General features: G+C 72.4%; 19 protein-coding genes and 2 riboswitches. Of the genes, 8 read left to right on the forward strand and 11 right to left on the reverse strand.

From position 1 onward, the window contains the following. Positions 1–93: 93 nt before the first annotated feature. From ACZ5WC_RS32405 to metE, 4 genes are all read right to left on the reverse strand, one after another. The gene (locus tag ACZ5WC_RS32405; RefSeq protein WP_468544176.1) at positions 94–1485 is read right to left on the reverse strand and encodes a lysine N(6)-hydroxylase/L-ornithine N(5)-oxygenase family protein; all 1392 of its coding nucleotides are present in this window, start codon (positions 1483–1485) and stop codon (positions 94–96) included. Between the two features lie 123 nt (positions 1486–1608). Further along, positions 1609–1899 carry a hypothetical protein gene (locus tag ACZ5WC_RS32410; RefSeq protein WP_468544177.1) on the reverse strand — a complete coding sequence of 97 codons (291 nt, stop codon included), beginning with the start codon at positions 1897–1899 and terminating at the stop codon, positions 1609–1611. Positions 1900–2068: 169 nt separating this feature from the next. Beyond that, a complete protein-coding gene (locus ACZ5WC_RS32415; RefSeq protein WP_468544178.1) occupies positions 2069–3034 on the reverse strand; it encodes an Imm49 family immunity protein in 966 nt (321 codons plus the stop codon). Positions 3035–3160: 126 nt separating this feature from the next. Beyond that, positions 3161–5485 carry a 5-methyltetrahydropteroyltriglutamate--homocysteine S-methyltransferase gene (metE, locus tag ACZ5WC_RS32420; protein WP_468544179.1) on the reverse strand — a complete coding sequence of 775 codons (2325 nt, stop codon included), beginning with the start codon at positions 5483–5485 and terminating at the stop codon, positions 3161–3163. Between the two features lie 164 nt (positions 5486–5649). Continuing rightward, positions 5650–5864, reverse strand: a riboswitch (cobalamin riboswitch). A gap of 221 nt (positions 5865–6085) precedes the next feature. On the opposite strand from metE, the gene ACZ5WC_RS32425 reads away from it, so the two are divergent. Beyond that, positions 6086–6283 carry a hypothetical protein gene (locus tag ACZ5WC_RS32425; RefSeq protein WP_311122171.1) on the forward strand — a complete coding sequence of 66 codons (198 nt, stop codon included), beginning with the start codon at positions 6086–6088 and terminating at the stop codon, positions 6281–6283. A gap of 10 nt (positions 6284–6293) precedes the next feature. Here ACZ5WC_RS32425 and cobF read toward each other — a convergent pair whose 3' ends face one another. Further along, positions 6294–7178 (reverse strand): precorrin-6A synthase (deacetylating), encoded by an 885-nt coding sequence (cobF, locus tag ACZ5WC_RS32430; protein WP_468544200.1) that lies wholly within the window; start codon positions 7176–7178, stop codon positions 6294–6296. A gap of 141 nt (positions 7179–7319) precedes the next feature. Beyond that, positions 7320–7498: riboswitch (cobalamin riboswitch) on the forward strand. Between the two features lie 224 nt (positions 7499–7722). On the opposite strand from cobF, the gene ACZ5WC_RS32435 reads away from it, so the two are divergent. The 7 genes from ACZ5WC_RS32435 (at position 7723) to ACZ5WC_RS32465 (ending at position 14683) form a co-directional block, all read left to right on the forward strand. Further along, on the forward strand, positions 7723–9225 hold the full coding sequence (locus ACZ5WC_RS32435; RefSeq protein WP_468544180.1) for a CoA-acylating methylmalonate-semialdehyde dehydrogenase: 1503 nt from the start codon (positions 7723–7725) through the stop codon (positions 9223–9225). Continuing rightward, a complete protein-coding gene (locus ACZ5WC_RS32440; RefSeq protein ID WP_468544181.1) occupies positions 9222–10376 on the forward strand; it encodes an acyl-CoA dehydrogenase family protein in 1155 nt (384 codons plus the stop codon). The genes ACZ5WC_RS32435 and ACZ5WC_RS32440 overlap by 4 nt, the downstream gene beginning before the upstream one ends. Next, positions 10373–11440, forward strand: coding sequence for an enoyl-CoA hydratase/isomerase family protein (locus ACZ5WC_RS32445; RefSeq protein ID WP_468544182.1), 1068 nt, complete (start codon positions 10373–10375; stop codon positions 11438–11440). The genes ACZ5WC_RS32440 and ACZ5WC_RS32445 overlap by 4 nt, the downstream gene beginning before the upstream one ends. Continuing rightward, positions 11437–12363, forward strand: a complete 927-nt coding sequence (gene mmsB, locus ACZ5WC_RS32450; protein WP_468544183.1) for a 3-hydroxyisobutyrate dehydrogenase — start codon at positions 11437–11439, stop codon at positions 12361–12363. Before ACZ5WC_RS32445 ends, mmsB begins: the two co-directional genes overlap by 4 nt. Next, a complete protein-coding gene (locus tag ACZ5WC_RS32455) occupies positions 12360–13169 on the forward strand; it encodes an enoyl-CoA hydratase (RefSeq protein ID WP_468544184.1) in 810 nt (269 codons plus the stop codon). Before mmsB ends, ACZ5WC_RS32455 begins: the two co-directional genes overlap by 4 nt. Before the next feature lie 49 nt (positions 13170–13218). Continuing rightward, on the forward strand, positions 13219–13503 hold the full coding sequence (locus ACZ5WC_RS32460) for a hypothetical protein (protein WP_468544185.1): 285 nt from the start codon (positions 13219–13221) through the stop codon (positions 13501–13503). A gap of 115 nt (positions 13504–13618) precedes the next feature. Further along, positions 13619–14683: a lipoate--protein ligase family protein gene (locus ACZ5WC_RS32465; RefSeq protein WP_468544186.1), complete on the forward strand. Its 1065-nt coding sequence runs from the start codon at positions 13619–13621 to the stop codon at positions 14681–14683. 85 nt (positions 14684–14768) lie between these two features. On the opposite strand, the gene ACZ5WC_RS32470 is transcribed toward ACZ5WC_RS32465, so the two are convergent. The 6 genes from ACZ5WC_RS32470 to ACZ5WC_RS32495 form a co-directional block, all read right to left on the reverse strand. Next, positions 14769–15104 (reverse strand): hypothetical protein, encoded by a 336-nt coding sequence (locus ACZ5WC_RS32470; RefSeq protein WP_468544187.1) that lies wholly within the window; start codon positions 15102–15104, stop codon positions 14769–14771. 441 nt (positions 15105–15545) lie between these two features. Next, the gene (locus ACZ5WC_RS32475) at positions 15546–16193 is read right to left on the reverse strand and encodes a fasciclin domain-containing protein (RefSeq protein ID WP_468544188.1); all 648 of its coding nucleotides are present in this window, start codon (positions 16191–16193) and stop codon (positions 15546–15548) included. A gap of 115 nt (positions 16194–16308) precedes the next feature. After that, positions 16309–17904: a molybdopterin-dependent oxidoreductase gene (locus ACZ5WC_RS32480; RefSeq protein WP_468544189.1), complete on the reverse strand. Its 1596-nt coding sequence runs from the start codon at positions 17902–17904 to the stop codon at positions 16309–16311. A 193-nt stretch (positions 17905–18097) separates the two neighbouring features. Beyond that, positions 18098–20320 (reverse strand): NADP-dependent isocitrate dehydrogenase, encoded by a 2223-nt coding sequence (locus tag ACZ5WC_RS32485; protein WP_468544190.1) that lies wholly within the window; start codon positions 20318–20320, stop codon positions 18098–18100. Between the two features lie 386 nt (positions 20321–20706). Continuing rightward, positions 20707–22185, reverse strand: a complete 1479-nt coding sequence (locus ACZ5WC_RS32490; RefSeq protein WP_468544191.1) for an amidase — start codon at positions 22183–22185, stop codon at positions 20707–20709. Between the two features lie 143 nt (positions 22186–22328). Then, positions 22329–22688, reverse strand: a complete 360-nt coding sequence (locus ACZ5WC_RS32495) for a hypothetical protein (protein WP_468544192.1) — start codon at positions 22686–22688, stop codon at positions 22329–22331. Positions 22689–22806 lie beyond the last annotated feature (118 nt).

Below are 22806 nucleotides of genomic sequence, written 5' to 3' on the forward strand. Positions count from 1 at the left end.
CCGAGGAGATCAACACCCGCAAGGGCTGACCCCCCGGGCAGGCACACCCCGCCTCTGGGCCGCACGGTGAACCCACCGCGCGGCCCAGAGCCGTTACAGCGCCTCCCCGGCGGAGCGGCGAGGCGCCCCCGTACGGTCGCGCGAGACGCCCTCCAGGCCAAACGTGGTGAACGCCGTCCTGTCCGGCAGCGGATAGGTCTCCTTGCCCGTGAGGGCGTTGACGATCACGGCGGAGCGCCAGGCGGCCAGGCCCAGATCGGGCGCCCCGACCCCGTGGGTGTGCCGTTCGGCGTTCTGCACGAAGACGGAACCCGCGATCTCCGGGGCGAGGACGAGCCGTTGGGCCTCATCGACCTCGGGGCGGCCTGCCCCGTCCCGGACGAGGTAGGGGTCGAGGGCGGCGAGCAGCGTGTCCACGGGGCGCTCCCGGTAGCCGGTGGCGAGGACGACCGCGTCGGTGGTGAGGCGGCCCCGGGCCCCCTGCTGGCCGTGCTCGACGCTCAGTTCGACGCGCCCGGCGCCGGTGACCGCCGCGCCGGTGACCTCGATGCCGGGGGTGAGGGTGACGTCGGGCCAGTCGCCGCCGAGGCTGCGCCGGTAGAGCTCGTCGCGGATGTCCCCGAGGGTGTCCCCGCTGACGCCCTTGTAGAGCTGCCATTGACGAGGCAGGAGCCGGTCCCGGGTGGCCTGCGGGAGTCCGTGGAAGTAGCGGGTGTAGTCGGGGGTGAACTGCTCCAGGCCGATCTTGCTGTACTCCATGGGCGCGAACGCCGGGGTACGGGCCAGCCAGGTCAGCCCCTCCGCCCCGTCGGGCCGGGAACGCAGCAGGTCCAGCAGGACTTCGGCACCCGACTGCCCGGAGCCGACGACGGTGATGTGCCGGGCGGCCAGCAGCCGGTCCCGCCGGTCCAGGTAGTCCGCCGAGTGGCAGACGAGGGCCGCCGCATCCTGGGCCAGAGCCCGCAGCGGCTCGGGGACGTACGGGGCGGTCCCGACGCCGAGAGCGAGGTTACGGGCATGGGTCGACCCGGAAGCGGACATCTCGCCGTCCGGGCCGAGCCGGGTGAACTCCACGGCGAACGCGCCCTGTCCGGCGTCCCAGGCCACCGTGTCCACGCGGTGCCCGAAGCGGGTGGAGGGGAGTTCCGTGCTCACCCAGCGCAGGTAGTTGTCGAACTCGGAGCGGTGGATGTGGAAGCTCTCGGCGAAGTAGAACGGGAAGAGCCTGCGGCGGACCTTGATGTAATTGAGGTAGGACCAGGGGCTGGTGGGCTCTACGAGGCTCACCAGGTCGGCCAGGAAGGGAACTTGGAGCGTGGCCCCCTCGATGAGCAGCCCGGGGTGCCAGTGGAACGCGGGGCGCTGCTCGTAGAAGGCGCCACGCAGACCGGGTACGCCGTCGGCGAGCGCGGCCAGGGAGAGGTTGAAAGGCCCTGCGCCCACGCCGAGCAGATCGAGCGGCGGCGTTCGCGGTCCGGACGTCATCGGGTTCCTCCCACAGGGTTCGTGCGCTTCGTCAACAACGTCATGGCGACAGTCTTTCCGTCACCGGGGCCCCGCCATCTCCGTCCTCCGTTCCTTCGGCCGCGGCACGCTCCGCCGCGGTCGTCACGGGGTCGAGGATCGGCAGCAGTTCGGCCGTGGTGACGTTCGGGTCGGCAGCGTGGCCTTGAGCCACAGGCGACGGCGCCCGTCGCCGTCTTCCGCGACGGCCCCGCCCAGCACGGCACGCCCTTCGGCGAGCAGGGTGGGCGGGCGGCGGCGGCCACCGCGTCCCCCGCCGGGGAGCGATCCGCCCCGGGCGCGGGCGGCGGTGTCCAGGGCGATCGCGGTCAGGTCCCGCAGACGGCCCGGTCCCCGCACACCGCCCCCGAGGTCCGACGGCGTACCGGCGCTCACGCCCCACGCCCCACGCCCCACGGGAGGTTCACCGGGAAACGGGAGCGGAGCATGCGGCATGGCGAAGCCCTTCGGTCGGAGCGGAGAGATCCACCACCGGGGATTTCCTGGTTAGGCTAACCTGACTTCAGGCGCGCGAAGGGCAGCCTCCCGCGCCGGGCCACGAGGGCTACTTCGCGTACCAGCCGCCCAGGTCGTTGGTGCGGGACTCCGCGGCCCGCCGCATCGCATCGGGGCTCCCCAGCAGATCGGGCGGCAGATAGCCGGAGCGTACGCCGAGCTCCCATCCGTGCGCCTGGACGGCGAGCGCGGCCAGGGCGAGGGCGTCGAGCGGCAGCAGGGTCCGGGGAGCGGGGTGGGCCCCCACGCTCTCCCGGTAGGTGTCGAGCCGGGCCGCCAACGCCTCTTCGAATGCCCGCTGTTCGTCGTCGAGGAGCACGCGCAGCAGGTGCTGATCGGGGGTCGGCGTGCCTGCGGCGTCCAGCGCGGCGGCCGCCTGTTTCCGCTCGTCGGCATCGGGCTTGCACAGCGGCACCGTGGGCCAGTGGCGGGGCTGGTGGCCCTCCGACTGGGTCAGATAGAGGCACAGCGCGTCCATCGCGGCGAGGTCCGCCGGGTCCGATGCCGAGGTGAGCGGGGAGTGGGGCACTTCTTCGTGGATATCGGGCGCGAAGTCGTTCCGCAGCAGCAGTCCGATCACCCGCTGCCAGTCCCATACGAGGCCGCTGGCCAAGCAGACCGCGAAGGTGTCGAGCCAGGTCCGGGCCGAGGGGGCCTGTGCTCCCACGTGGCCGAAGGCTTCGCTGAAGGATATGTCCTCGGTGCTGAGCTTCTCGCCGATCAGTGGGAAGAAGATCTCCTGGTCGCCGTCGGGGTAGCAGCCGACGCTCAACTCTCCCAGGCGGCACTCGGCCGCCGTGCGCAGCGCGGAGCGGGCCACATCGTCGAGCACTACTCCCTGCGCGGTGCGCGCGGCGACGTGGTCGAGCAGTTCGTCGGCCGCTTCGGCCATGCGCCGCGGGGCCGGGTCGTCGTAGCGCATCCGGTGCCACCGCCCCGCGGCGCGCCCGACGATGCCCTCGGACGCCTCGCCCAAGCGCCGGGCATCCACCTCATGACACATGACTTCCCGCACGTCCGCAGCCCTTTCGTGATCTTCGACCTGGAAGCGGCACGCTATCAGCGGGCTCGGACACTCACCGGTCCGCAGGGGAACACCCCGGGGCGGAAGCGGCGGTGGCCGCTGCCGCCCCGGGGCGGATCACGCCGCTTCGGTGGGCAGCTCCGCGCGGATCCGCCGCGCGGCGGCGACCAGGTTCTCCAGGGAGGCCCGGGTCTCGGGCCAGCCGCGGGTCTTCAGGCCGCAGTCGGGGTTCACCCAGAGCCGCTCGGCCGGGATGGCCTCAAGTCCCTTGCGCAGCAGGGCCGCCGCCTCCTCGGTGCTCGGGATGCGCGGGGAGTGGATGTCGTAGACGCCGGGCCCGGCCTCACGGGGGTAGCCGTGGGCCGCGAGTTCGCGGGCGACCTGCATATGGGAGCGGGCGGCCTCCAGGCTGATGACGTCGGCGTCGAGGTCGTCGATGGCCCGGACGATGTCGCCGAACTCCGCGTAGCACATGTGGGTGTGGATCTGGGTGTCCGGCCGCACCCCGGCGGTGGCGAGCCGGAAGGACTCGGTCGCCCACTCCAGGTACGCGGCGTGCTCGGCGGCCCGCAGCGGCAGCGTCTCGCGGAGCGCGGGCTCGTCGACCTGGATGACCGAAGTACCGTTCGCCTCCAAGTCGTTGACCTCGTCGCGCAGGGCGAGGGCCACCTGGCGGGCGGTCTCGCCGAGCGGCTGGTCGTCGCGGACGAAGGACCAGGCGAGCATGGTGACCGGGCCGGTGAGCATGCCCTTGACGGGGCGCTCGGTCAGCGACTGCGCGTAGGCGGTCCAGCGCACGGTCATCGGCTCGGGCCGCGAGACGTCCCCGGCGAGCACCGGCGGGCGGACGTATCGGGTGCCGTAGGACTGGACCCAGCCGTGCTGGGTGGCGAGGTAGCCGGTGAGCTGCTCGGCGAAGTACTGGACCATGTCGTTGCGTTCGGGCTCGCCGTGCACCAGGACGTCGATCCCGGCCTTCTCCTGGAAGGAGAGGACCTCGCGGATCTCGTCCTTGATCCGCTCCTCGTACCCGGCCTCGTCGATCCGGCCCGCCCGCAGGTCCGCGCGGGCGGTGCGCAGTTCGGTGGTCTGCGGGAACGAGCCGATGGTGGTGGTCGGGAGCAGCGGCAGCCCGAGGTGGGCGCGCTGGGCGGCGGCCCGCTCGGTGTACGGCTGGGAGCGGCGGCCGTCGGCGTCGGTGACGGCCGCCGTACGGTCCCGGACGGCCGGGTCATGGGTGAGGGCGGCCCCGGCGCGGGAGGCGAGGTCGGCGCGGTTGGCGGCCAGTTCGGCCGCGATGGCGCCGGTGCCGCCGGCCAGGCCGCGGGCCAGGACCACGATCTCCTCGGTCTTCTGCCGGGCGAAGGCCAGCCAGCGGGCGATCTGCGGGTCGATGTCGCGTTCGGCGTCCGCGTCCAGCGGGACGTGGAGGAGGGAGCAGGAGGCGGAGACGTCGACGCGGTCGGCGAGGCCGAGGAGCGTGCCGAGGGTGGCGAGCGACTTCTCGTAGTCGTTGATCCAGATGTTGCGGCCGTTGACGACGCCCGCGACCAGGCGCTTGCCGGGCAGGCCGCCCGCCGCCGCGAGATCGTCGAGGTTGCCCGCGCCGGACTCGGTGAAGTCGAGCGCCAGTCCGTCGACGGGGGCCTTGGCCAGGATCGGCAGCGCGTCGCCGAGCCGCCCGAAGTAGGAGGCGACCAGCAGCTTGGGCCGGTCGGCGAGGGCGCCCAGCTCGCGGTAGGCGCGGGCGGCGGCGTTCAGTTCGGCGGGGGTACGGTCCTGGACGAGGGCGGGCTCGTCCAGCTGCACCCATGCGGCGCCCGCCGCGCGGAGGCCGGCGAGGACTTCGGCGTACACCGGGAGGAGCCGGTCCAGCAGGGTCAGCGGCTCGAAGCCGGCGGCGACGCCGGGGGCCGCCTTGGCGAGCAGGAGGTAGGTGACGGGGCCGACGAGGACCGGGCGAGGGGTGTGGCCGAGCGCGAGGGCTTCCTTGAACTCGGCGACCTGCTTGGCGGGGTCGGCGGTGAACACGGTGTCGGGCCCGAGCTCGGGCACCAGGTAGTGGTAGTTGGTGTCGAACCACTTCGTCATCTCCAGCGGCGCGACGTCCTGGGTGCCGCGGGCCATGGCGAAGTATCCGTCGAGGGCGTCGGAGCGGACGGCGGCGCGGTGCCGCTCGGGGACAGCGCCGACCATGACGCTGGTGTCCAGAACATGGTCGTAGTACGAGAAATCACCGGTCGGCACCTCGTGGACTCCGGCCTCGGCGAGCTGCCGCCAGGTTCCCCGGCGCAGTTCGGCGGCGGTCCGCCGGAGGGTGTCCGCGTCGACACGGCCCTTCCAGTAGCCCTCGACGGCCTTCTTCAGTTCACGGTTCTGGCCCTGGCGGGGGTAGCCGTACACGGTGGCCCGTGCTGCCGCGGCTGCGGGCTTCGCTGTCACGTGACTCTCCTTCGCGAGCGTGGCTGCTTGCTGATCCCGGGACGGGACGCGGACGCGAAGGGGTGACGCATCGGGCGGAGAGCAGGACACACCGAACCGTGTCCGTCCGCCTGACGGTTGCGCCGACCCGCCCACGAGGTCACCGGGAACTCCGCACGCGAACGGTCGCGTGCGGGCAACGGGCAGGTCTTCGGACTCGCGGGCGCGCCTGCCGGGGCAGACACCTACTGGCCGTCGCTTCCCAGACCCGGCCGGGCCCAGTGCGTATGACGGCGGTCGTTCCCACTCACCGCTGCGGGGCAGTCCCGGATTCCCACCGGGTTCCCTCTTACGACTCCCTGTCCGGCTGACAGGGCGAACCAGCTGCACCGGTCAGCCTAAGGGGACGGCCGCCGAGCGCACACCGCTGTTCACACTTCGAACGGTGACGTGAGACACGGGTGCCCGCATACGACACCTCGGGGTGTGCGGAGGCGGAGACCCAGATGTAACCGAATGGCGTAGGGAAGGCGGAACCACAGGGCGTCAAAAGCCGTTCTTCTTCCCACTACACGGCCCGCCGACCCCCGGCGGAACCGACCGAGGAACGGAAAACGCCATATGAAGAAGACAGTTGGGTGGGCCCAGGACGGCGACGACTGGACGATCACCGTGAACGGCACGCAGTACCGCGCGATCGAGCGGCCGGCGGACGGCCGGGTGCACAACTACCTGGTGCGGGGTGACGACCTGAGCGCCGAGTGCCCGAGCCTCGGCCACGGGCTGGGCGTCATCCGGGAACACGAGTCCCGGCGCTGACGCCGGACGGTCAGCCGAGCGGGCCATCCCCGGAGCCGTCCGCGCCTTCCGCCGGGCGGCCGGTGTCCTCCGCCGGGCGGCCCGCGTCCTCCGCCGGGCGGCCCGCCCCTTCCGCCTCGTCCCGCCCCTGCCGCAGCAGGTAGGTGTCCATGATCCAGCCGTGCCGTTCGCGGGCCTCCGCGCGCAGTCGGCGGATCCGGCCGGCGACCTCGTCGAGCGGGCCGGAGACCAGGATCTCGTCGGGGGTGCCGAGGTACGCACCCCAGTGGATCCACAGGCCCCTGCCCGTCAGATGGGTGAAGGTCTCGTGGCCGTCGAGCATCACCACGATGTCGCCGTCGTCCTCGGGGAAGCCCTGGGCGAGCCGTCTGCCGGGGGTGATGCGGATGGGGCGGCCGACCCGGTTCAGGGTGACGCGGTGCCGGGCGGCGAGGGCGGAGACGCTGCTGATGCCGGGGATCACCTCATGGCCGAAATTCACCGTGCCGCGGCCCCGGATGTCCGCCAGGATCGCGAGCGTGCTGTCGTACAGGGACGGGTCGCCCCACACCAGGAAGGCCCCGCACTCCCCCGGCGCGAGCTCCTCGATGATCAGGCGTTCGCAGATGTCGGCGCGGCGGTGGCGCCAGTCGTGCACGGCCGAGGTGTAGCGCGCACCGTCGTCCTGGGTGCGGTCGCGCCACGGGTCCTCGGCCTCCACCACCCGGTAGGGGCCGGTGAGGTGCTCGTCGAGGATGTCGCGCCGCAGCCGGGTCAGGGACTCCTTCTCGCGCCCCTTGCCGAGGACGAAGAACACATCGGCCCGGCGCATGGCCTTCACCGCGGCCAGGGTCAGATGGTCGGGGTCACCGGCGCCCATGCCGATGACGAGAATGTGCCGTGGTGCCTCGCTGATGTCAGCCATGTCCGCCATGTCTGCCGATCATGCCAGGCGTCACGGACCGGGCCATGATCCACCGGCCGCACGCCGGGCGGGGTGGACTTACTAGGACGTCCAACTATATCTTCGGGGCAGTGGGTGCCCGGCATGCAGCCGGGTGCTCCGAAGGCCCGTGGTGTCAGGGAAGCCGGTGTGATTCCGGCACGGTCCCGCCACTGTGACCGGGGAGTTCGTCCTCGCAGGACACGCCACTGGCGGCGAAGGAGCCGTCGGGAAGGCAAGGGGACGCGCGCTGATCCGGGAGTCAGGATACCGGCCGCGGGATGTTCCGTGTTTCCACGAGGATGGAGCAGACACGCATGGCACCGGTCCGCACCCACGGCCCCGCAGGCCCGTCCCGGCGAGCGGTTCTCCACGCCCCCTGACGGTCCCCGCCCTTCGCGTCCCCCGACGGCGAGCCCTTCCGTCCGCGCGCACCCGACCGGTGCACCGGGTGCGGCGGGCCTGTGCGCCATCCCCGGATCTCACCTGACGATCTCACCGACGAGAGCAGGCTTCCATGGTCCGCGAACTCACCCATTTCATCGGCGGCAAGCACACGTCCGGCACCTCGGGCGCCTACGGCGATGTCCACGACCCCAACACCGGCCGGGTCCAGGCCCGGGTGCCCCTGGCCGGCCGGTCCGAGACCGAGTCGGCGATCGCCGACGCCGTCGGGGCCCAGCGCGAGTGGGGCGAGTGGAACCCGCAGCGCCGCGCCCGCGTGCTGCTGCGCTTCCTCCAGCTCGTCGAGAAGGAGAAGGACTCCCTGGCCCGGCTGCTCTCCTCCGAGCACGGCAAGACCGTCGCCGACGCGCACGGCGACATCGCGCGCGGGCTGGATGTCGTGGAGTTCGCGGCCGGTGTCCCGCACCTGCTGAAGGGCGAGTTCAGCGACAACGCGGGCGCCGGGATCGACGTCCACTCACTGCGCCGCCCGCTCGGCGTGGTGGCGGGCATCACCCCGTTCAACTTCCCGGCGATGATCCCGCTGTGGAAGGCCGCCCCCGCTCTGGCCTGCGGCAACGCCTTCATCCTGAAGCCCTCGGAGCGGGACCCCTCGGTGCCCCTGCGGCTGGCCGAGCTCTTCCTGGAGGCGGGCCTTCCGCCCGGCGTCCTGAACGTCGTCAACGGCGGCAAGGAGGCCGTGGACACCCTGCTGGAGGACCCGCGGGTCAAGGCGCTCGGCTTCGTCGGCTCGACGCCGATCGCCGCGCACGTCTACTCCACCGCCGCCGCTCACGGGAAGCGCGCGCAGTGCTTCGGCGGGGCGAAGAACCACATGATCGTGATGCCGGACGCCGATCTGAACCAGGCGGTGGACGCGCTGATCGGCGCCGGTTACGGCTCGGCGGGCGAGCGGTGCATGGCGATCTCGGTGGCCGTGCCGGTCGGCGAGGCCACCGCCGACGCGCTGGTGGCCAGGCTCACCGAGCGGATCGCCGAGCTGCGGATCGGCCGCTCGGACGACCCGGACGCCGACTTCGGTCCGCTGGTGGGCCGCGACGCGGTGGACCGGGTGCGCGGCTATGTCGACCTGGGCGTCGAGGAGGGCGCCGAACTGGTCGTGGACGGACGCGACTTCACCCTGGAGGGGCACGAGCACGGGTTCTTCGCGGGCGCCTCCCTCTTCGACCGGGTCACCCCGGACATGCGGATCTACCAGGAGGAGATCTTCGGCCCGGTGGTGTCCGTGGTCCGGGCCGCCGATTACGAGGAGGCGCTGCGGCTGCCCTCGGAGCACCCCTACGGCAACGGCGTAGCGCTCTTCACCCGCGACGGCGACACCGCCCGCGACTTCACCCGGCGCGTCGACACGGGCATGGTCGGCGTCAACGTGCCGATCCCGGTGCCGGTGGCGTACCACACGTTCGGCGGCTGGAAGCGGTCCGGATTCGGGGACCTGAACCAGCACGGGCCGGACGCCATCCGCTTCTACACCCGTACGAAGACCGTCACTTCGCGCTGGCCCGCCTCGGGTGTCCGGGACGGCGCGAGCTTCACGATTCCGACCATGGGGTGAGCGCCGTGACCACGCTCCTCACCGACGACCAGCTCGCCGTCGTCGAGACGACCCTGGACTTCGCCCAGGAACATCTGACCCCGCACGCAGTGGCGTGGGACCAGGACAAGCACTTCCCCGTCGACGTGCTGCGCAAGGCGGCCGGGCTCGGCCTCGGCGGCGTCTACGTACGGGAGGACGTCGGCGGGTCGGAGCTGTCCCGCTCCGACGGGGTCCTCGCCTTCGAAGCCCTGGCCACCGGCTGCCCGTCCATCGCGGGCTATCTGTCGATCCACAACATGGTCGGCTGGATGATCGACCGGTACGGCACCGAGGCCCAGCGGGGCCGCCACCTGCCCGCGCTCTGCGCCATGGAGCAGCTGGGCAGTTACTGCCTCACCGAGCCGGGCGCGGGCTCCGACGCCGCCGCGCTGAGCACCCGCTCGGTGCGCGAAGGCGACCACTACGTGCTGACGGGCACGAAGCAGTTCATCTCCGGGGCGGGCGCCTCGCACCTGTACATCGTGCTCGCCCGCACCGGCGAGGCCGGGCCGCGCGGCATCTCCGCCTTCCTCGTCGAACGGGACGACCCCGGGCTGTCGTTCGGGGCCGACGAGAAGAAGATGGGGTGGAACGCGCAGCCCACCCGGCAGGTCCTGATGGACGGGGTGCGCATCCCCGCGGACCGGATGCTCGGCGAGGAGGGCGGCGGCTTCCGCATCGCGATGAACGGGCTCAACGGCGGCCGACTCGGCATCGCCGCCTGCTCGTTGGGCGGCGCGCAGAGCGCCCTGGACCGCAGTGTCTCCCACCTCGCGGACCGGGAGGCGTTCGGCACCAGGCTGCTGGACGCCCAGGCGCTCCAGTTCCGGCTGGCCGAGATGGCGACCGAACTGGCCGCCGCCCGGGCCCTGGTGCGGCAGGCCGCCGAGGCGCTGGACCGGAACGTGGCCGGTGCCCCGCAGCTGTGCGCGATGGCCAAGCACTTCGCGACCGACACCGGCTACTCGGTGGCCGACCGGGCGCTCCAACTCCACGGCGGCTACGGCTATCTGGCCGAGTACGGCATCGAGAAGATCGTCCGGGACCTGCGGGTCCACCAGATCCTGGAAGGGACCAACGAGATCATGCGCGTCGTGGTGGCCAGGAGCCTGACGGGAGGCCTGCGATGACCGAGGAGCAGGTGCGCGTGAGCGTCGAGGGGCGTACGGGGGTGCTCACCCTGAACCGTCCCAAGGCGCTCAACGCCCTCACCCACCCTATGGTGGAGACGATCGCGGCGGCGCTCGACCGCTGGGAGCACGACCCCGAGGTGGCGGCCGTCGTCATCACCGGGGCCGGGGAGGGCGGCCTGTGCGCGGGCGGCGACATCCGGTCCATCTACGAGGACGCCCGGGCGCGCGGCAGGGCTTCGGCCGCGTTCTGGCGCGACGAGTACCGGCTCAACGCCCGGATCGCCCGCTATCCCAAGCCGTATGTGGCGGTCATGGACGGCATCGTGATGGGCGGCGGGGTCGGCGTCTCGGCGCACGGCAGCGTACGCGTCGTCACCGAGCGTTCGAAGGTGGCCATGCCGGAGACCGGGATCGGCTTCGTGCCGGACGTCGGCGGCACGTATCTGCTGGGGCTGGCCCCCGGGGAGCTCGGTACCCATCTCGCCCTGACCGGTGCGGTGGTGGGGGCCCGGGACGCGCTGCTGTGCGGGCTGGCCGACCACTTCGTACCGCGGGAGGGCCTGCCCGCGTTCCTCGCCGAACTGCGGACGGAGGCCCCGGCGGCGGTGCTGCACCGGCACGTCCATGACGCACCGCCCGGCGTGCTGGAGGCCGACCGGTCCTGGATCGACCACTGTTACGCCGCCGACACGGTCGAGGAGATCGTGGAACGGCTGCTCGCGTCCGACGCCCCGGCGGCCGGTGAGGCGGCCGCCACGATCCTGGGCCGTTCGCCGACCGCGCTGAAGGTCACCCTCGCCGCACTGCGCCGGGCGCGCGAACTGGGGCCGCTGGAAAGGGTGCTGGAGCAGGAGTACCGCGTCTCGTACGCGGCCCTGGCCTCGCCGGACCTGGTGGAGGGCATCCGGGCCCAGGTGATCGACAAGGACCGCGACCCCCGCTGGACTCCGGGGACGCTCGTGGAGGTCACGGACGCGGACGTGGCCCGGTACTTCGCACCGGCCGGCGGCGAGGAACTGTCCCTCGCCGCAGACGACTCACCGCAGGAGGTGCCCTGGTGACCACGACTGTCGCCTTTGTCGGGCTGGGCCACATGGGCGGCCCGATGGCCGCCAACCTCGTCCGGGCCGGGCACCGGGTGCTCGGCCACGACCTTGTCGAATCGTGTCTGGCGGCCGCCGTGGAGAGCGGGGTGGAGCGGGCGAAGTCCGCCGCCGAAGCGGCCGCGGTGGCCGACGTGGTGGTGACCATGCTGCCCGCCGGACGCCATGTGCTCTCCCTGTACGGGCAGGAGGGGCTGCTCGAAGCGGCCCGCCCCGGCACGCTGTTCGTCGACTGCTCGACCATCGACGTGGCCGACTCCCGCGCCGCCCACGCGGCGGCCGCGGCGGCCGGTCACCGCTCGCTGGACGCCCCGGTCTCCGGCGGGGTGGTGGGGGCGGAGGCGGGCACCCTCACCTTCATGGCCGGGGGTGCGGAGGCCGCGTTCACGGAGGCCGAGCCGCTGCTGTCGGCGATGGGCAGGAAGGCGGTGCACTGCGGGGCGGCGGGCGCCGGACAGGCGGCGAAGATCTGCAACAACATGATCCTCGGCGTCTCGATGATCGCCGTCAGCGAGGCGTTCGTGCTCGCCGAAAGCCTCGGCCTCTCCGACCAGGCGCTGTACGACGTGGCGTCGGCGGCCTCCGGCCAGTGCTGGGCGCTCACCGTTAACTGCCCGGTCCCCGGCCCCGTCCCCGGCAGCCCGGCCAACCGCGACTACCGCCCCGGATTCGCGGCACCCCTGATGGCGAAGGACCTCGCGCTGGCCGCCAACGCGGTGCGCGCGGGCGGTGTCGACGCCGAACTGGGGCTCAGGGCTGCCGAGTTGTACGCGCGCTTCGCCGAAGGCAGCGGGGCGGACCAGGACTTCTCCGGCATCGTCCGGGCCATCCGGGCCGCTTCCTCGACCACCACCGACACAGAGAAGGGCGCCACCCCGTGAGCGAGAACAACGAGAACGCGTCCGCCCCGGGCCCGTACGAAACCATCCTCGTCGAGCGCCGGGGCCGAACCGCCCTGCTCACCCTGAACCGCCCCGAGGCGCTCAACGCGCTGAGCCTGGACGTCATGCGGGAGACGGTGGAGGCGACCGAGGCACTGGACCGCGACCCGGACGTCGGCTGCATCGTCATCACCGGCAGCGGGAACAAGGCGTTCGCGGCCGGGGCGGACATCAAGGAGATGCAGCCGCGGAGCTACATGGACATGTACCTCAGCGACTGGTTCACCGCCTGGGACCGGCTCGGTCACCTCCGTACGCCCACGGTCGCCGCCGTACGGGGCTACGCCCTGGGCGGGGGCTGCGAGTTGGCCATGCTGTGCGACCTGGTGATCGCCTCGGACACCGCCGTCTTCGGGCAGCCGGAGATCCGCCTCGGCGTGATCCCCGGCATCGGCGGCTCCCAGCGGCTGACCCGAGCGGTCGGCAAGGCCAAGGCGATGGACCTCTGTCTGACCGGCCGGAACATGGACGCCGAGGAGGCCGAGCGGGCCGGTCTGGTCTCCCGGATCGTCCCGGACACGGACCTGCTGGAGGAGGCGCTCGCTGTCGCGGGCACGGTCGCCGGGATGTCGGCGCCCGTCGCGATGATGGCGAAGGAGGCGGTCAACCGGGCCTTCGAGACGACGCTCGCCGAGGGTGTCCGCTTCGAACGCCGCCTGTTCCACGCGGTGTTCGCGACGGCCGACCAGAAGGAGGGCATGAAGGCGTTCACCGAGAAGCGGCCCGCGGAGTTCACCCACCGCTGATCCGTGCGGGCGGTACGGACCGGCCGTCGGCCACCACCGGATACGGAACGTGCGTACGCCGGTCGGGGTCGACGGCCGGCCCCGAGGCCGGAGGCCGGGCGCTTCGGCCACCGGCACGGCCGCGTCGGGCGCGGCCACCGGGAAGCGGGGCGGCGGTCGTGGGTGGCGGCCGACGGGGCGGCCCGGCAGCGGGGCCGCACGCGGCGAGGCCGGTGAAGCGACTGCTGGACGGGCGGGCGGTGGTTCCGCCGAGATGGCGCAGGGCGGCAGGCTGCCCGCCGACGGGCTGCCTCGGGTACTGGCGGCGCTGCCGGGGCCGGTGGCGGAGGGCTGAGGACGCCTGACCGTCGTCCGCGCGGGATGATCCGGGCCCCGATGTGCGTTACATCCGGTTGTGTCCGGCTCATCCGTCGAACCGGGCCCTCGTAGATGAAGCTGGAGGCAGCACGGTGCACGGTGAGTACAAGGTTCCCGGCGGCAAGCTGGTCGTGGTGGACCTGGACGTCGAGGGCGGGGCGATGCGGAACGTCCGCGTCGCCGGGGACTTCTTCCTCGAACCCGACGAGGCGATCCTCGCGATCGACGCGGCCCTGGAGGGGGCCCCGGCCCATACCGACACGGCCGGGCTGGCGGCCCGGATCGAGGCGGCGCTGCCTGAGTCCACGGTGATGCTCGGGCTGAGCGCGGAGGGCGTCGCCATCGCCGTACGACGGGCGCTGGCGCGCGCCACGGAGTGGTCCGACTACGACTGGCAGCTGATCCACGAGGCCCCGCAGTCGCCCGCGCTGCACATGGCGCTCGACGAGGTGATCACCGCGGAGGTGGCGGCGGGCCGCCGTCCGCCGACGCTGCGGGTCTGGGAGTGGGACTCCCCCGCCGTGATCATCGGCAGCTTCCAGTCCCTGCGCAACGAGGTCGACCCGGCGGGCGTGGAGCGGCACGGCGTGAACGTCGTACGCCGGATCTCGGGCGGTGGCGCGATGTTCGCCGAGCCGAGCTCCACCATCACCTACTCGCTTGCCGTGCCGCAGGCGCTGGTGTCGGGCCTCTCGTTCGCCGACAGCTACGCCTATCTGGACGACTGGGTGCTCGAAGCCCTCGCGGACATGGGCATCAAGGCCTGGTACCAGCCTCTCAACGACATCGCCACCGAGGTCGGCAAGATCGCGGGGGCGGCGCAGAAGCGGGTGGTGGGGCCCGACGGCGGTCCGGGGGCGGTGCTGCACCACGTGACGATGGCGTACGACATCGACGCCGACAAGATGCTGGAGGTGCTGCGGATCGGGAAGGAGAAGCTGTCGGACAAGGGCACCCGGTCCGCGAAGAAGCGCGTCGACCCGCTGCGGCGGCAGACGGGGCTTCCCCGCCAGGCGGTGATCGAGCGGATGATCGGCTCCTTCCGCGAGCGGCACGGGCTGACCACGGGCGGCGTGACGGACGCCGAGCTGGCCCGCGCCGAGGAGCTCGTACGGACCAAGTTCGGTTCACCCGAGTGGACGGCCAGGGTGCCGTAGCGAAGGCCCCTCCCCGCGCGGAGGTGGGGAACCCGCTGGTGGACCGGGAGGACAGGGTTGTAGTGCAGGTTCTTCTGGTCGCCCTTCACGGTGAAGGCGTAATGCGCGCGTCTTTCTCCTCGACGAGGAACCGGGCGTGATCACGCTGGCAGTGCGGGGCGTCCGCGGCGACCGTGACGCCGGTCAGGTCGTCAGGCGCCAACAGGGCGCCGAAGCAGGTGATTTCATTCGTCCTGTCCGGCACGCGCAGCTGAGTGGCGGTCAGGCCGGCACCGGTCACCGCGGCCAGCGGATAGGCGGCCGGGATCCCGCCGTGGCGCGAGCCGCGGGCGCTCTTTCCGCCCACCGCGAGGGTCTCGGCCCCGGCCGGATCGGATCCGAGCAGGCCGGCGAGCCCGCCGGGACAGGCGGCGCTCAGCACCCGGCGGATGGCCGCAGCACTCGGCGCGGGTGCACACATCGAAGACCGTCGCGGCGCGGGCGGCGTGATCGGTCACCGGAATCAGCCGGAGCTTCGTTGCGTACGAACCGAGCCGACCACGCATCGTCGTACCGTCGCGACCTGCACACTCACGTGATCACCGGGACTTTGGAACCGCCCTGACCGCGAGGATGCGGTGGGCTGGACCGTCCGGCATGCCGCCGAGGGCGTCCAGGCCGACCGGACGGGCCCGGAGACCTGGTGCTCCGCGAGGCCCAGCTGCTGATCGGCTACCGGGAGAGCCCGCTCGTGACGCCGCTGCCCCGGTCGGACGGGGTTTCGACGCGTGAAGGCGAGAGCCTCGCTGCAGAAGGGCCCCGGAGGCCGTCGGCGGCCCTCCCGCAGCGGGGCGGTCTGTCACGGCAGGAGACTGCCGCCCGACTACTTCGGCATCAGCACCGTGTCGATGATGTAGACGGTGGCGTTGGCGGTCGGGACGTTGCCGCAGACCACGCCGGCGCTGTCGTTGACCTGGTACGACTCACCGGAGCCGGACGTGGTCAGGGTGCTCTTCTGCAGCGTGTCGAACGTGCCGCTCTCCAGCTGCTGCGGGGTGAGCTTCTCGCCCACGACGTGGTAGGTGAGGATCTTGGTGAGCATGGCCTTGTCGTTGAGGACCGCGTCCAGGTCGGCCTTCGGGATCTTGGCGAACGCGTCGTTGGTGGGCGCGAACACCGTGATGTTCTCGGCGTTGTTGAGGGTGTCGACGAGGCCGGCCTTCTGCACGGCGGCGACGAGCGTGGAAAGCGCGGGGTTGTTGGAGGCGGCGGTGGCGACCGGGTCCTGCGCCATGCCGTCGAAGCTGCCCGCGCCGTCCTTCGGGACGCCGGCACAGGCCGGGCCGAACGGCTTGTCCGTCGACGTGTCGTCACCGGCGGCCGGCTTCGACTCCTCGGGAGTCGAGCTCGCGGCGGAAGAGCTGTCGGACGCCTTGTCCGAGCTGTCCTCGGCGCAGGCGGTCAGCGACAGGGGCAGCAGGACCGCGGCGACGACGGCGACGGCTGCACGGCGGTGGCGAAGGGCGTTCATGGAATTCTCCTGGATCGTCGGTACGGGGAAACGGGAAACGGGACAGTTCGTATGGGGGGCAGGGGAATGACGTACTGCTGGGAATGAAGCAGTGCAGATGGAAGATCTGTCGGGGTCAGTCGACGGAGACCACCACGGAGTGCCGGCCACTGGCACCGTCCGGGACGGTCTTGGTGCGCTTCTCCGTCTGGACCTCGCCCGTGCCGTCGGTGGCGCGGACGGTGAGGGTGTGGCCGCCGGGGGTGGCCTGCCAGGGGTAGGACCACTGGCGCCAGGTGTCGACGGTGCTCTGCTCGGCCAGTTGGGCCGGGCGCCACGGGCCGTCGTCGACGCGGATCTCGACCTTCGAGATCCCCCGGTGCTGGGCCCAGGCCACTCCGGCCACCATGACCGTGCCGGCCTCGGGGCGGCCGAAGGGCTTGGGGGTGTCGATCCGGGACTGGGTCTTGATCGGGGCCTCGCGGGCCCACTTGCGCTTCACCCAGTACGCGTCGTAGTCGTCGAAGGTGGTGAGCTCGATGTCCTCGATCCACTTGCAGGCCGAGACGTACCCGTAGAGGCCCGGGACCAGCATGCGGACGGGGAACCCGTGGACGAAGGGGAGCGGTTCGCCGTTCATGCCCACGGCGAGCATCGCGTCCCGGCCGTCCATGACGTCCTCGACGGGAGTGCCGAGCGTCATGCCGTCCACCGAGCGGGCGATGATCTGGTCGGCCCTGCCGCCCCGGGACGGCGGCTTGACACCCGCCTCCCTGAGCAGGTCGGCCAGGCGTACGCCGATCCACTTGGCGTGGCCGATGTAGGGGCCGCCGACCTCGTTGGAGACGCAGCAGAGGGTGATCTCCCGCTCGATCAGGGGGCGTTCCAGCAGGTCCTGGTAGGTGAACTCCAGGTCTCGGCGTACGCCCTTGCCGTGGATGCGCAGCCGCCAGGTGTTCGCGTCGACCTTGGGGACCACCAGGGCGGTGTCGACCCGGTAGAACTCGTTGTTGGGGGTGGTGAACGGGGGCAGGCCGGGCACCCGTAGCCGGGCTCCCGCAGGGATCGGCTGCGCGGGTGAAGCCGGGGCGGGCAGCCGGGCGGCCGCGCGGGAGGCGACGGCGTCCTGACTGCTCCGGCCGTTCAGCGTCCGGCCGACCGCTCCGGCGACGGTGGAGGCGGCGGCCGCGGCGGTGGCGGCGATCAGGAAGCCCCGCCGGTCCCAGCCGCTCTCCTCGTGCGCCTCCTGCCCCTCCCCCGGGATCCGGCGCGGCCGGGTGAGCCTGCCGGTGAGGACGTACAGCAGGGTCGCCCCGGCCGCCGCTCCCACCAGCGACGGGAGTCCGTCGACCAGGCCGGTGGAGTCCGGGCGGCTGACGGCGGAGGCGGCGCCGACCACACCGAAGGCGAGGACGGCGGCGGAACCGGCACGGCGGTGGCGCAGGGCCAGCAGGCCGACGGCGAGGGCGAAGAGGGCGAGCGTGACTACGATGCCGAGTTGCAGGACGAATTTGTCGTTCTCGCCGAAGTTCCGGATCGCCCAGTCCTTCACACCGGCGGGCGTCCGGTCGATGGCCGCCCCGCCGACCGCTGTCACGGGGCTCGCCTCGGGCCTGACGGCCGCCGACACGAGCTCGGCGAAGGTCAGTGCGGCGAATCCCGCCAGCAGTCCGCTGAGGGCTGCGAACGTTTCGCGGGCAAGGGTTGTCCGGGTGATCCTCACGGTCGTCATTCGGAGCCGTGGGCCAGGCGGATTGGTCGTTCACCCGATCACATGAAACCGGTGGGTCCGTTGTGCGTCGGGGGCGTATGTGGGCTAAGGGGGCCCGAGAGGCAGGGGGGACACCCGGAGACGCGAACCGCCCCGGCAGGCACAGGGCCTGCCGGGGCGGAACGGTGGGCGGACGCGTCCGCCTCACATCGGGTCAGACGAGGCTTGCGATCGCCTTGTTGAACGTGGCGGACGGCCGCATGACCGAGGCGGCCTTGGCCGGGTCGGGCTGGTAGTAGCCGCCGATCTCGGCCGGGGAGCCCTGCACCGCGATCAGCTCGGCGACGATGGTCTCCTCCTGCTCGGCCAGGGTCTTGGCGAGCGGGGCGAACGCCTCGGCGAGCTTGGCGTCGTCGGTCTGCTGCGCCAGCTCCTGGGCCCAGTAGAGGGCCAGGTAGAAGTGGCTGCCGCGGTTGTCGATGCCGCCGAGGCGACGGCTGGGCGACTTGTCCTCGTTGAGGAAGGTGCCGGTCGCGCGGTCCAGGGTGTCGGCGAGGACCTGGGCCCGCGCGTTGTCCGTGGTGGTGGCCAGGTGCTCGAAGCTGACCGCGAGGGCCAGGAACTCGCCCAGGCTGTCCCAGCGGAGGTAGTCCTCCTTGACGAGCTGCTGGACGTGCTTGGGGGCCGAGCCGCCCGCGCCCGTCTCGAAGAGGCCGCCGCCGTTCATCAGCGGGACGACGGAGAGCATCTTCGCGCTGGTACCGAGCTCCAGGATCGGGAAGAGGTCGGTGAGGTAGTCGCGCAGCACGTTGCCGGTGACGGAGATGGTGTCCTCGCCGCGGCGGATGCGCTCCAGGGAGAAGGCGGTGGCCTCCTCCGGGGTCTTGATGGAGATGTCCAGGCCGTCGGTGTCGTGGTCGGCGAGGTACGTGGTGACCTTGGCGATCAGGTTGGCGTCGTGGGCGCGGCCCTCGTCCAGCCAGAACACCGCCGGGTTGCCGGTGGCGCGGGCACGGGTGACGGCGAGCTTGACCCAGTCCTGGATCGGCGCGTCCTTGGTCTGGCACATCCGGAAGATGTCACCGGCGCCGACGGCCTGCTCCAGCAGGACGTCGCCATTCGTGTCGACGACGCGCACCGTGCCGGTGGCGGGGATCTCGAAGGTCTTGTCGTGGCTGCCGTACTCCTCGGCCTTCTGCGCCATCAGACCGACGTTGGGCACCGAGCCCATGGTCGACGGGTCGAAGGCGCCGTTGGCGCGGCAGTCGTCGATGACGACCTGGTAGACACCGGCGTAGCTGCTGTCCGGGAGGACGGCGATGGTGTCGGCCTCGTTGCCGTCCGGGCCCCACATGTGGCCGGAGGTGCGGATCATGGCGGGCATGGAGGCGTCGACGATGACGTCGCTGGGGACGTGCAGGTTGGTGATGCCCTTGTCGGAGTCGACCATCGCGAGGGCGGGGCCCTCGGCGAGCTCGGCCTCGAAGGACGCCTGGATCTCGGCGCCCACGTTCGGCAGGGAGTCCAGGCCCTTGAGGATGCCGCCCAGACCGTCGTTCGGGGTGAGACCGGCGGCGGCGAGCTGGTCGCCGTACTTGGCGAAGGTGTTGGGGAAGAAGGCGCGGACCGCGTGGCCGAAGATGATCGGGTCGGAGACCTTCATCATGGTGGCCTTGAGGTGCACGGAGAACAGCACGCCCTCGGCCTTGGCGCGGGCGACCTGCGCGGTGAAGAACTCGCGCAGCGCGGCGACGCGCATGACGGCCGCGTCGACGACCTCGCCCTTGAGGACGGGTACCGACTCGCGGAGCACGGTGGTGGTGCCGTCGTCGCCGTGCAGCTCGATGCGGAGCGAGCCGTCCTCGGCGATGACCGCGGACTTCTCGGTGGAGCGGAAGTCGTCGACGCCCATGGTCGCGACGTTCGTCTTCGAGTCGGCCGACCAGGCGCCCATGCGGTGCGGGTGGGCCTTGGCGTAGTTCTTGACGGACGCGGGGGCGCGGCGGTCGGAGTTACCCTCGCGCAGCACCGGGTTCACCGCGCTGCCCTTGACCTTGTCGTAGCGGGCGCGGACGTCCTTGTCCTCATCGGTCTGCGGGTCGTCCGGGTAGTCCGGAAGCGCGTAGCCCTGCTCCTGGAGCTCGGCGATGGCCGCCTTGAGCTGCGGGATCGACGCCGAGATGTTGGGCAGCTTGATGATGTTCGCGCCGGGCGTCCTGGCCAGCTCGCCGAGCTCGGCGAGTGCGTCATCGATACGCTGCTCGGCCTTCAGCCGCTCCGGGAAACTGGCGATGATCCGGCCCGCGAGGGAGATGTCACGGCGCTCCACCGTGACTCCTGCGGTCGAGGCGTAGGCCTCGATCACGGGCAGGAGCGAATAGGTCGCCAGGGCAGGGGCCTCGTCGGTGTGCGTATAGATGATGGTCGAGTCAGTCACCGGGTGCTCCGCTCCACGTCTGCAACATTGCTTGACATCAAGATATCTCCTCGACGCGCGGGGCTCCACAAGGCCCCCGCACGGCCTTGCGGCACTCCGGGGGTTCCACGGGCCCGGAGCCCGGTCCTCCGCCGCCCGTGACCGGGGCTCGACCGGCCCGGGCTCGCAGGCGGACACCACGAGCCGTGCCCGGCCGCGGGTGCCGGGCTTGATCATCGCCCGGCTCACGTGCGTCTCGGCGGGGTACGGGCGGATCACCGTGCGGGCGGCTATCTCCTCGTTGCCGAGACCCCGGGCAGCCTGCGCGGTGTCCTCACGGTCGCGGCGGGTGAGGGGTCTCCAGGCCGGGGGGGGCAGTGGTGCGGTCCGGGGCTGAGCGTGGTGTGTCAGGCGGGCGGCCGGTGCTCGTACCAGCGCCGGTCGTCCTCCAGCTGGGCGGCCAGGGCGATCAGCCGCGCCTCGCTGCGGGAGGGGCCGAGAAGCTGGGCGCCGACGGGAAGGCCGGTGCGGGTGAAGCCGGCCGGGACGTTCACGCCGGGCCAGCCGAGGACGTTCCAGGGCCAGGCGTACGGGCACGCGGCCGCCATCGCGAGGTCGGTGCGCCAGGCGCTGAGGTCGTCGAACCGGCCGATACGCGGCGGCGGGGCGGCCGTGGTCGGGGTGAGGAGCACATCGAACCCGGAGGCGTCGAAGAGCGCCCCGATCCGGCGATGCTGGCGCACTTCGCGGGCGCGGGCGGCCCGCACCGCCCGTCCCCCGAGGCGTGTCCCGGTCCGCTGGGCACTGCGGGTGCGCGGGTCGAGCAGGGCCGGCTGGGGGTGGCGGGCGGCGAATTCGGCGATGCCCGCCGTGGCGCGGGGCACGAAGGCGAGGCCGATCAGCCCGTACCGGGGGCGGGCCTCCTCGACGTGGTGGCCGAGCCGGGCGAGGGCCTCGGCCAGCTCGGTGACGGCCCGGCGCACCTCGGGGTCCGGGGCCGCACGGGTGAGGGTGAGCGGGGGCCGCCAGGCGAGGGCGATACGCAGGCGGCCCGGGTCCCGGCGGGCGGCATCGGCGGCGCGGACGGCGGGCGGGCGGTGCAGGTCCTCCGGGTGCGCGCCCGCGGCCGCGTCCAGCAGGAGCGCCGCGTCGGCGACCGTACGGGCGAGGGGGCCGTTGACGGTGAGGCCCTGGAAGGCGTCGTGGTGCGGGTGGACCGAGATGCGGCCGCGCTGGGGCTTGATTCCGACGAGATGGGTCCAGGCGGCGGGGATGCGGACGGACCCGGCCCCGTCCGAGCCGAGGGCGGCGGGGACGAGCCCGGCGGCGACGGCGGCCGCCGATCCGCCGGAGGAGCCGCCCGGGGTGTGGGCGGGGTTCCAGGGGTTGCGGGTGGCGCCGAACGCGGGGCCCTCGGTGAACGGCCACTGGCCCAGCTCGCAGGAGTTGGCCTTGCCGACGACGATCGCCCCGGCCGCGCGCAGCCGGCGCACCGCCTCGCTGTCGGCGGGGGCAGGGGGCCGTTCGCCGTCGCAGCCGAAGTGGGTGGGCAGGCCCGCGACATCGGTGTCGTCCTTGACGGCGACGGGGACGCCGAGGAGCGGCAGCCGCTCCCCCGCAGCGAGTCTGCGGTCGGCTTCGGCGGCCTCCGCCAGGGCGGCTTCGGCCCGCACATGGCGGAAGGCGTTGAGGGTGGGTTGCGTCGCCTCGATCCGGGCGAGCGCGTCGGCGACGAGGGCGGTGGAGGTGGTGGCTCCGTCGGCGATCCGGCCCGCGCTCTCCGCGAGGCCGGGCATCGGCGCCGGGGCGGGGTCCGGACGGGGGGTCCGGCCGGGGTGCGGCCGCGGGGCCGGTCCGGCCTGCTCGGTGGGCTCCGCTGAGGACATGGGCGTGCCGCCTCCCTCGTAACCGTGGGGCCGACCGGTCGTCCCGGCTGCACCCACCCGTACTTACTGGAGGGTAACGAGAGGAGGCGGCCCGCTCAAGCAGTGCGGCCGCACAGGCCGTTCCCGTCTCTACCGCCAGGGCGTCAGGGGCGGACGTGGATCTCGCCGATGCCGGTGCCGAACTTCCCGCAGTGGGCGGTGGACTGGCCGGACTCGCCGGGCCTCAGGGTGACGTGGTTGCCGTCGACGTCCGGGGACCAGCCGCACACCAGGTGCACCCAGAAGGTCTGCGTCCGGCTGCCGTTGTTGCGACAGAGCGCGAAGCCCGTGTAGTCGTCGATGGCGTGCTTGCCGGTGTCGCACGAGAGGCCGGGCGGAATCGCGGCCGGGGCGGCGGTGGCGGTCACGGCGGTGACCGGGACGGCCAGCGCGGCCGCCACGGAGGCGGCGGCGACGGTCCGCCGGGCCGACCGGAGCCGCTTGTTCCCCGTGAACAGCTTCATGGTTCTCCTTACATGGTTCACGTGGTCTACGTGGTGTGCGTGGTCTACGTGGTGTGCGCTTACCGTGATCCCTGGCGGGACCACCGCAGCTCTGCCCACCCTCCGTAGCCAGAAACGT

The organism is Streptomyces sp. NPDC033165 (genome assembly GCF_055577965.1).

Excerpts from the sequence above, each read along its gene's own strand:
- ACZ5WC_RS32445 (WP_468544182.1), top strand. The coding sequence starts at position 10,373 with ATGACCGAGGAGCAGGTGCGCGTGAGCGTCGAGGGGCGTACGGGGGTG.
- ACZ5WC_RS32495 (WP_468544192.1), bottom strand. The coding sequence starts at position 22,688 with ATGAAGCTGTTCACGGGGAACAAGCGGCTCCGGTCGGCCCGGCGGACC.
- ACZ5WC_RS32405 (WP_468544176.1), bottom strand. The coding sequence starts at position 1,485 with ATGACGTCCGGACCGCGAACGCCGCCGCTCGATCTGCTCGGCGTGGGC.
- ACZ5WC_RS32435 (WP_468544180.1), top strand. The coding sequence starts at position 7,723 with ATGGTCCGCGAACTCACCCATTTCATCGGCGGCAAGCACACGTCCGGC.
- ACZ5WC_RS32425 (WP_311122171.1), top strand. The coding sequence starts at position 6,086 with ATGAAGAAGACAGTTGGGTGGGCCCAGGACGGCGACGACTGGACGATC.
- ACZ5WC_RS32480 (WP_468544189.1), bottom strand. The coding sequence starts at position 17,904 with ATGACGACCGTGAGGATCACCCGGACAACCCTTGCCCGCGAAACGTTC.
- ACZ5WC_RS32490 (WP_468544191.1), bottom strand. The coding sequence starts at position 22,185 with ATGTCCTCAGCGGAGCCCACCGAGCAGGCCGGACCGGCCCCGCGGCCG.
- ACZ5WC_RS32475 (WP_468544188.1), bottom strand. The coding sequence starts at position 16,193 with ATGAACGCCCTTCGCCACCGCCGTGCAGCCGTCGCCGTCGTCGCCGCG.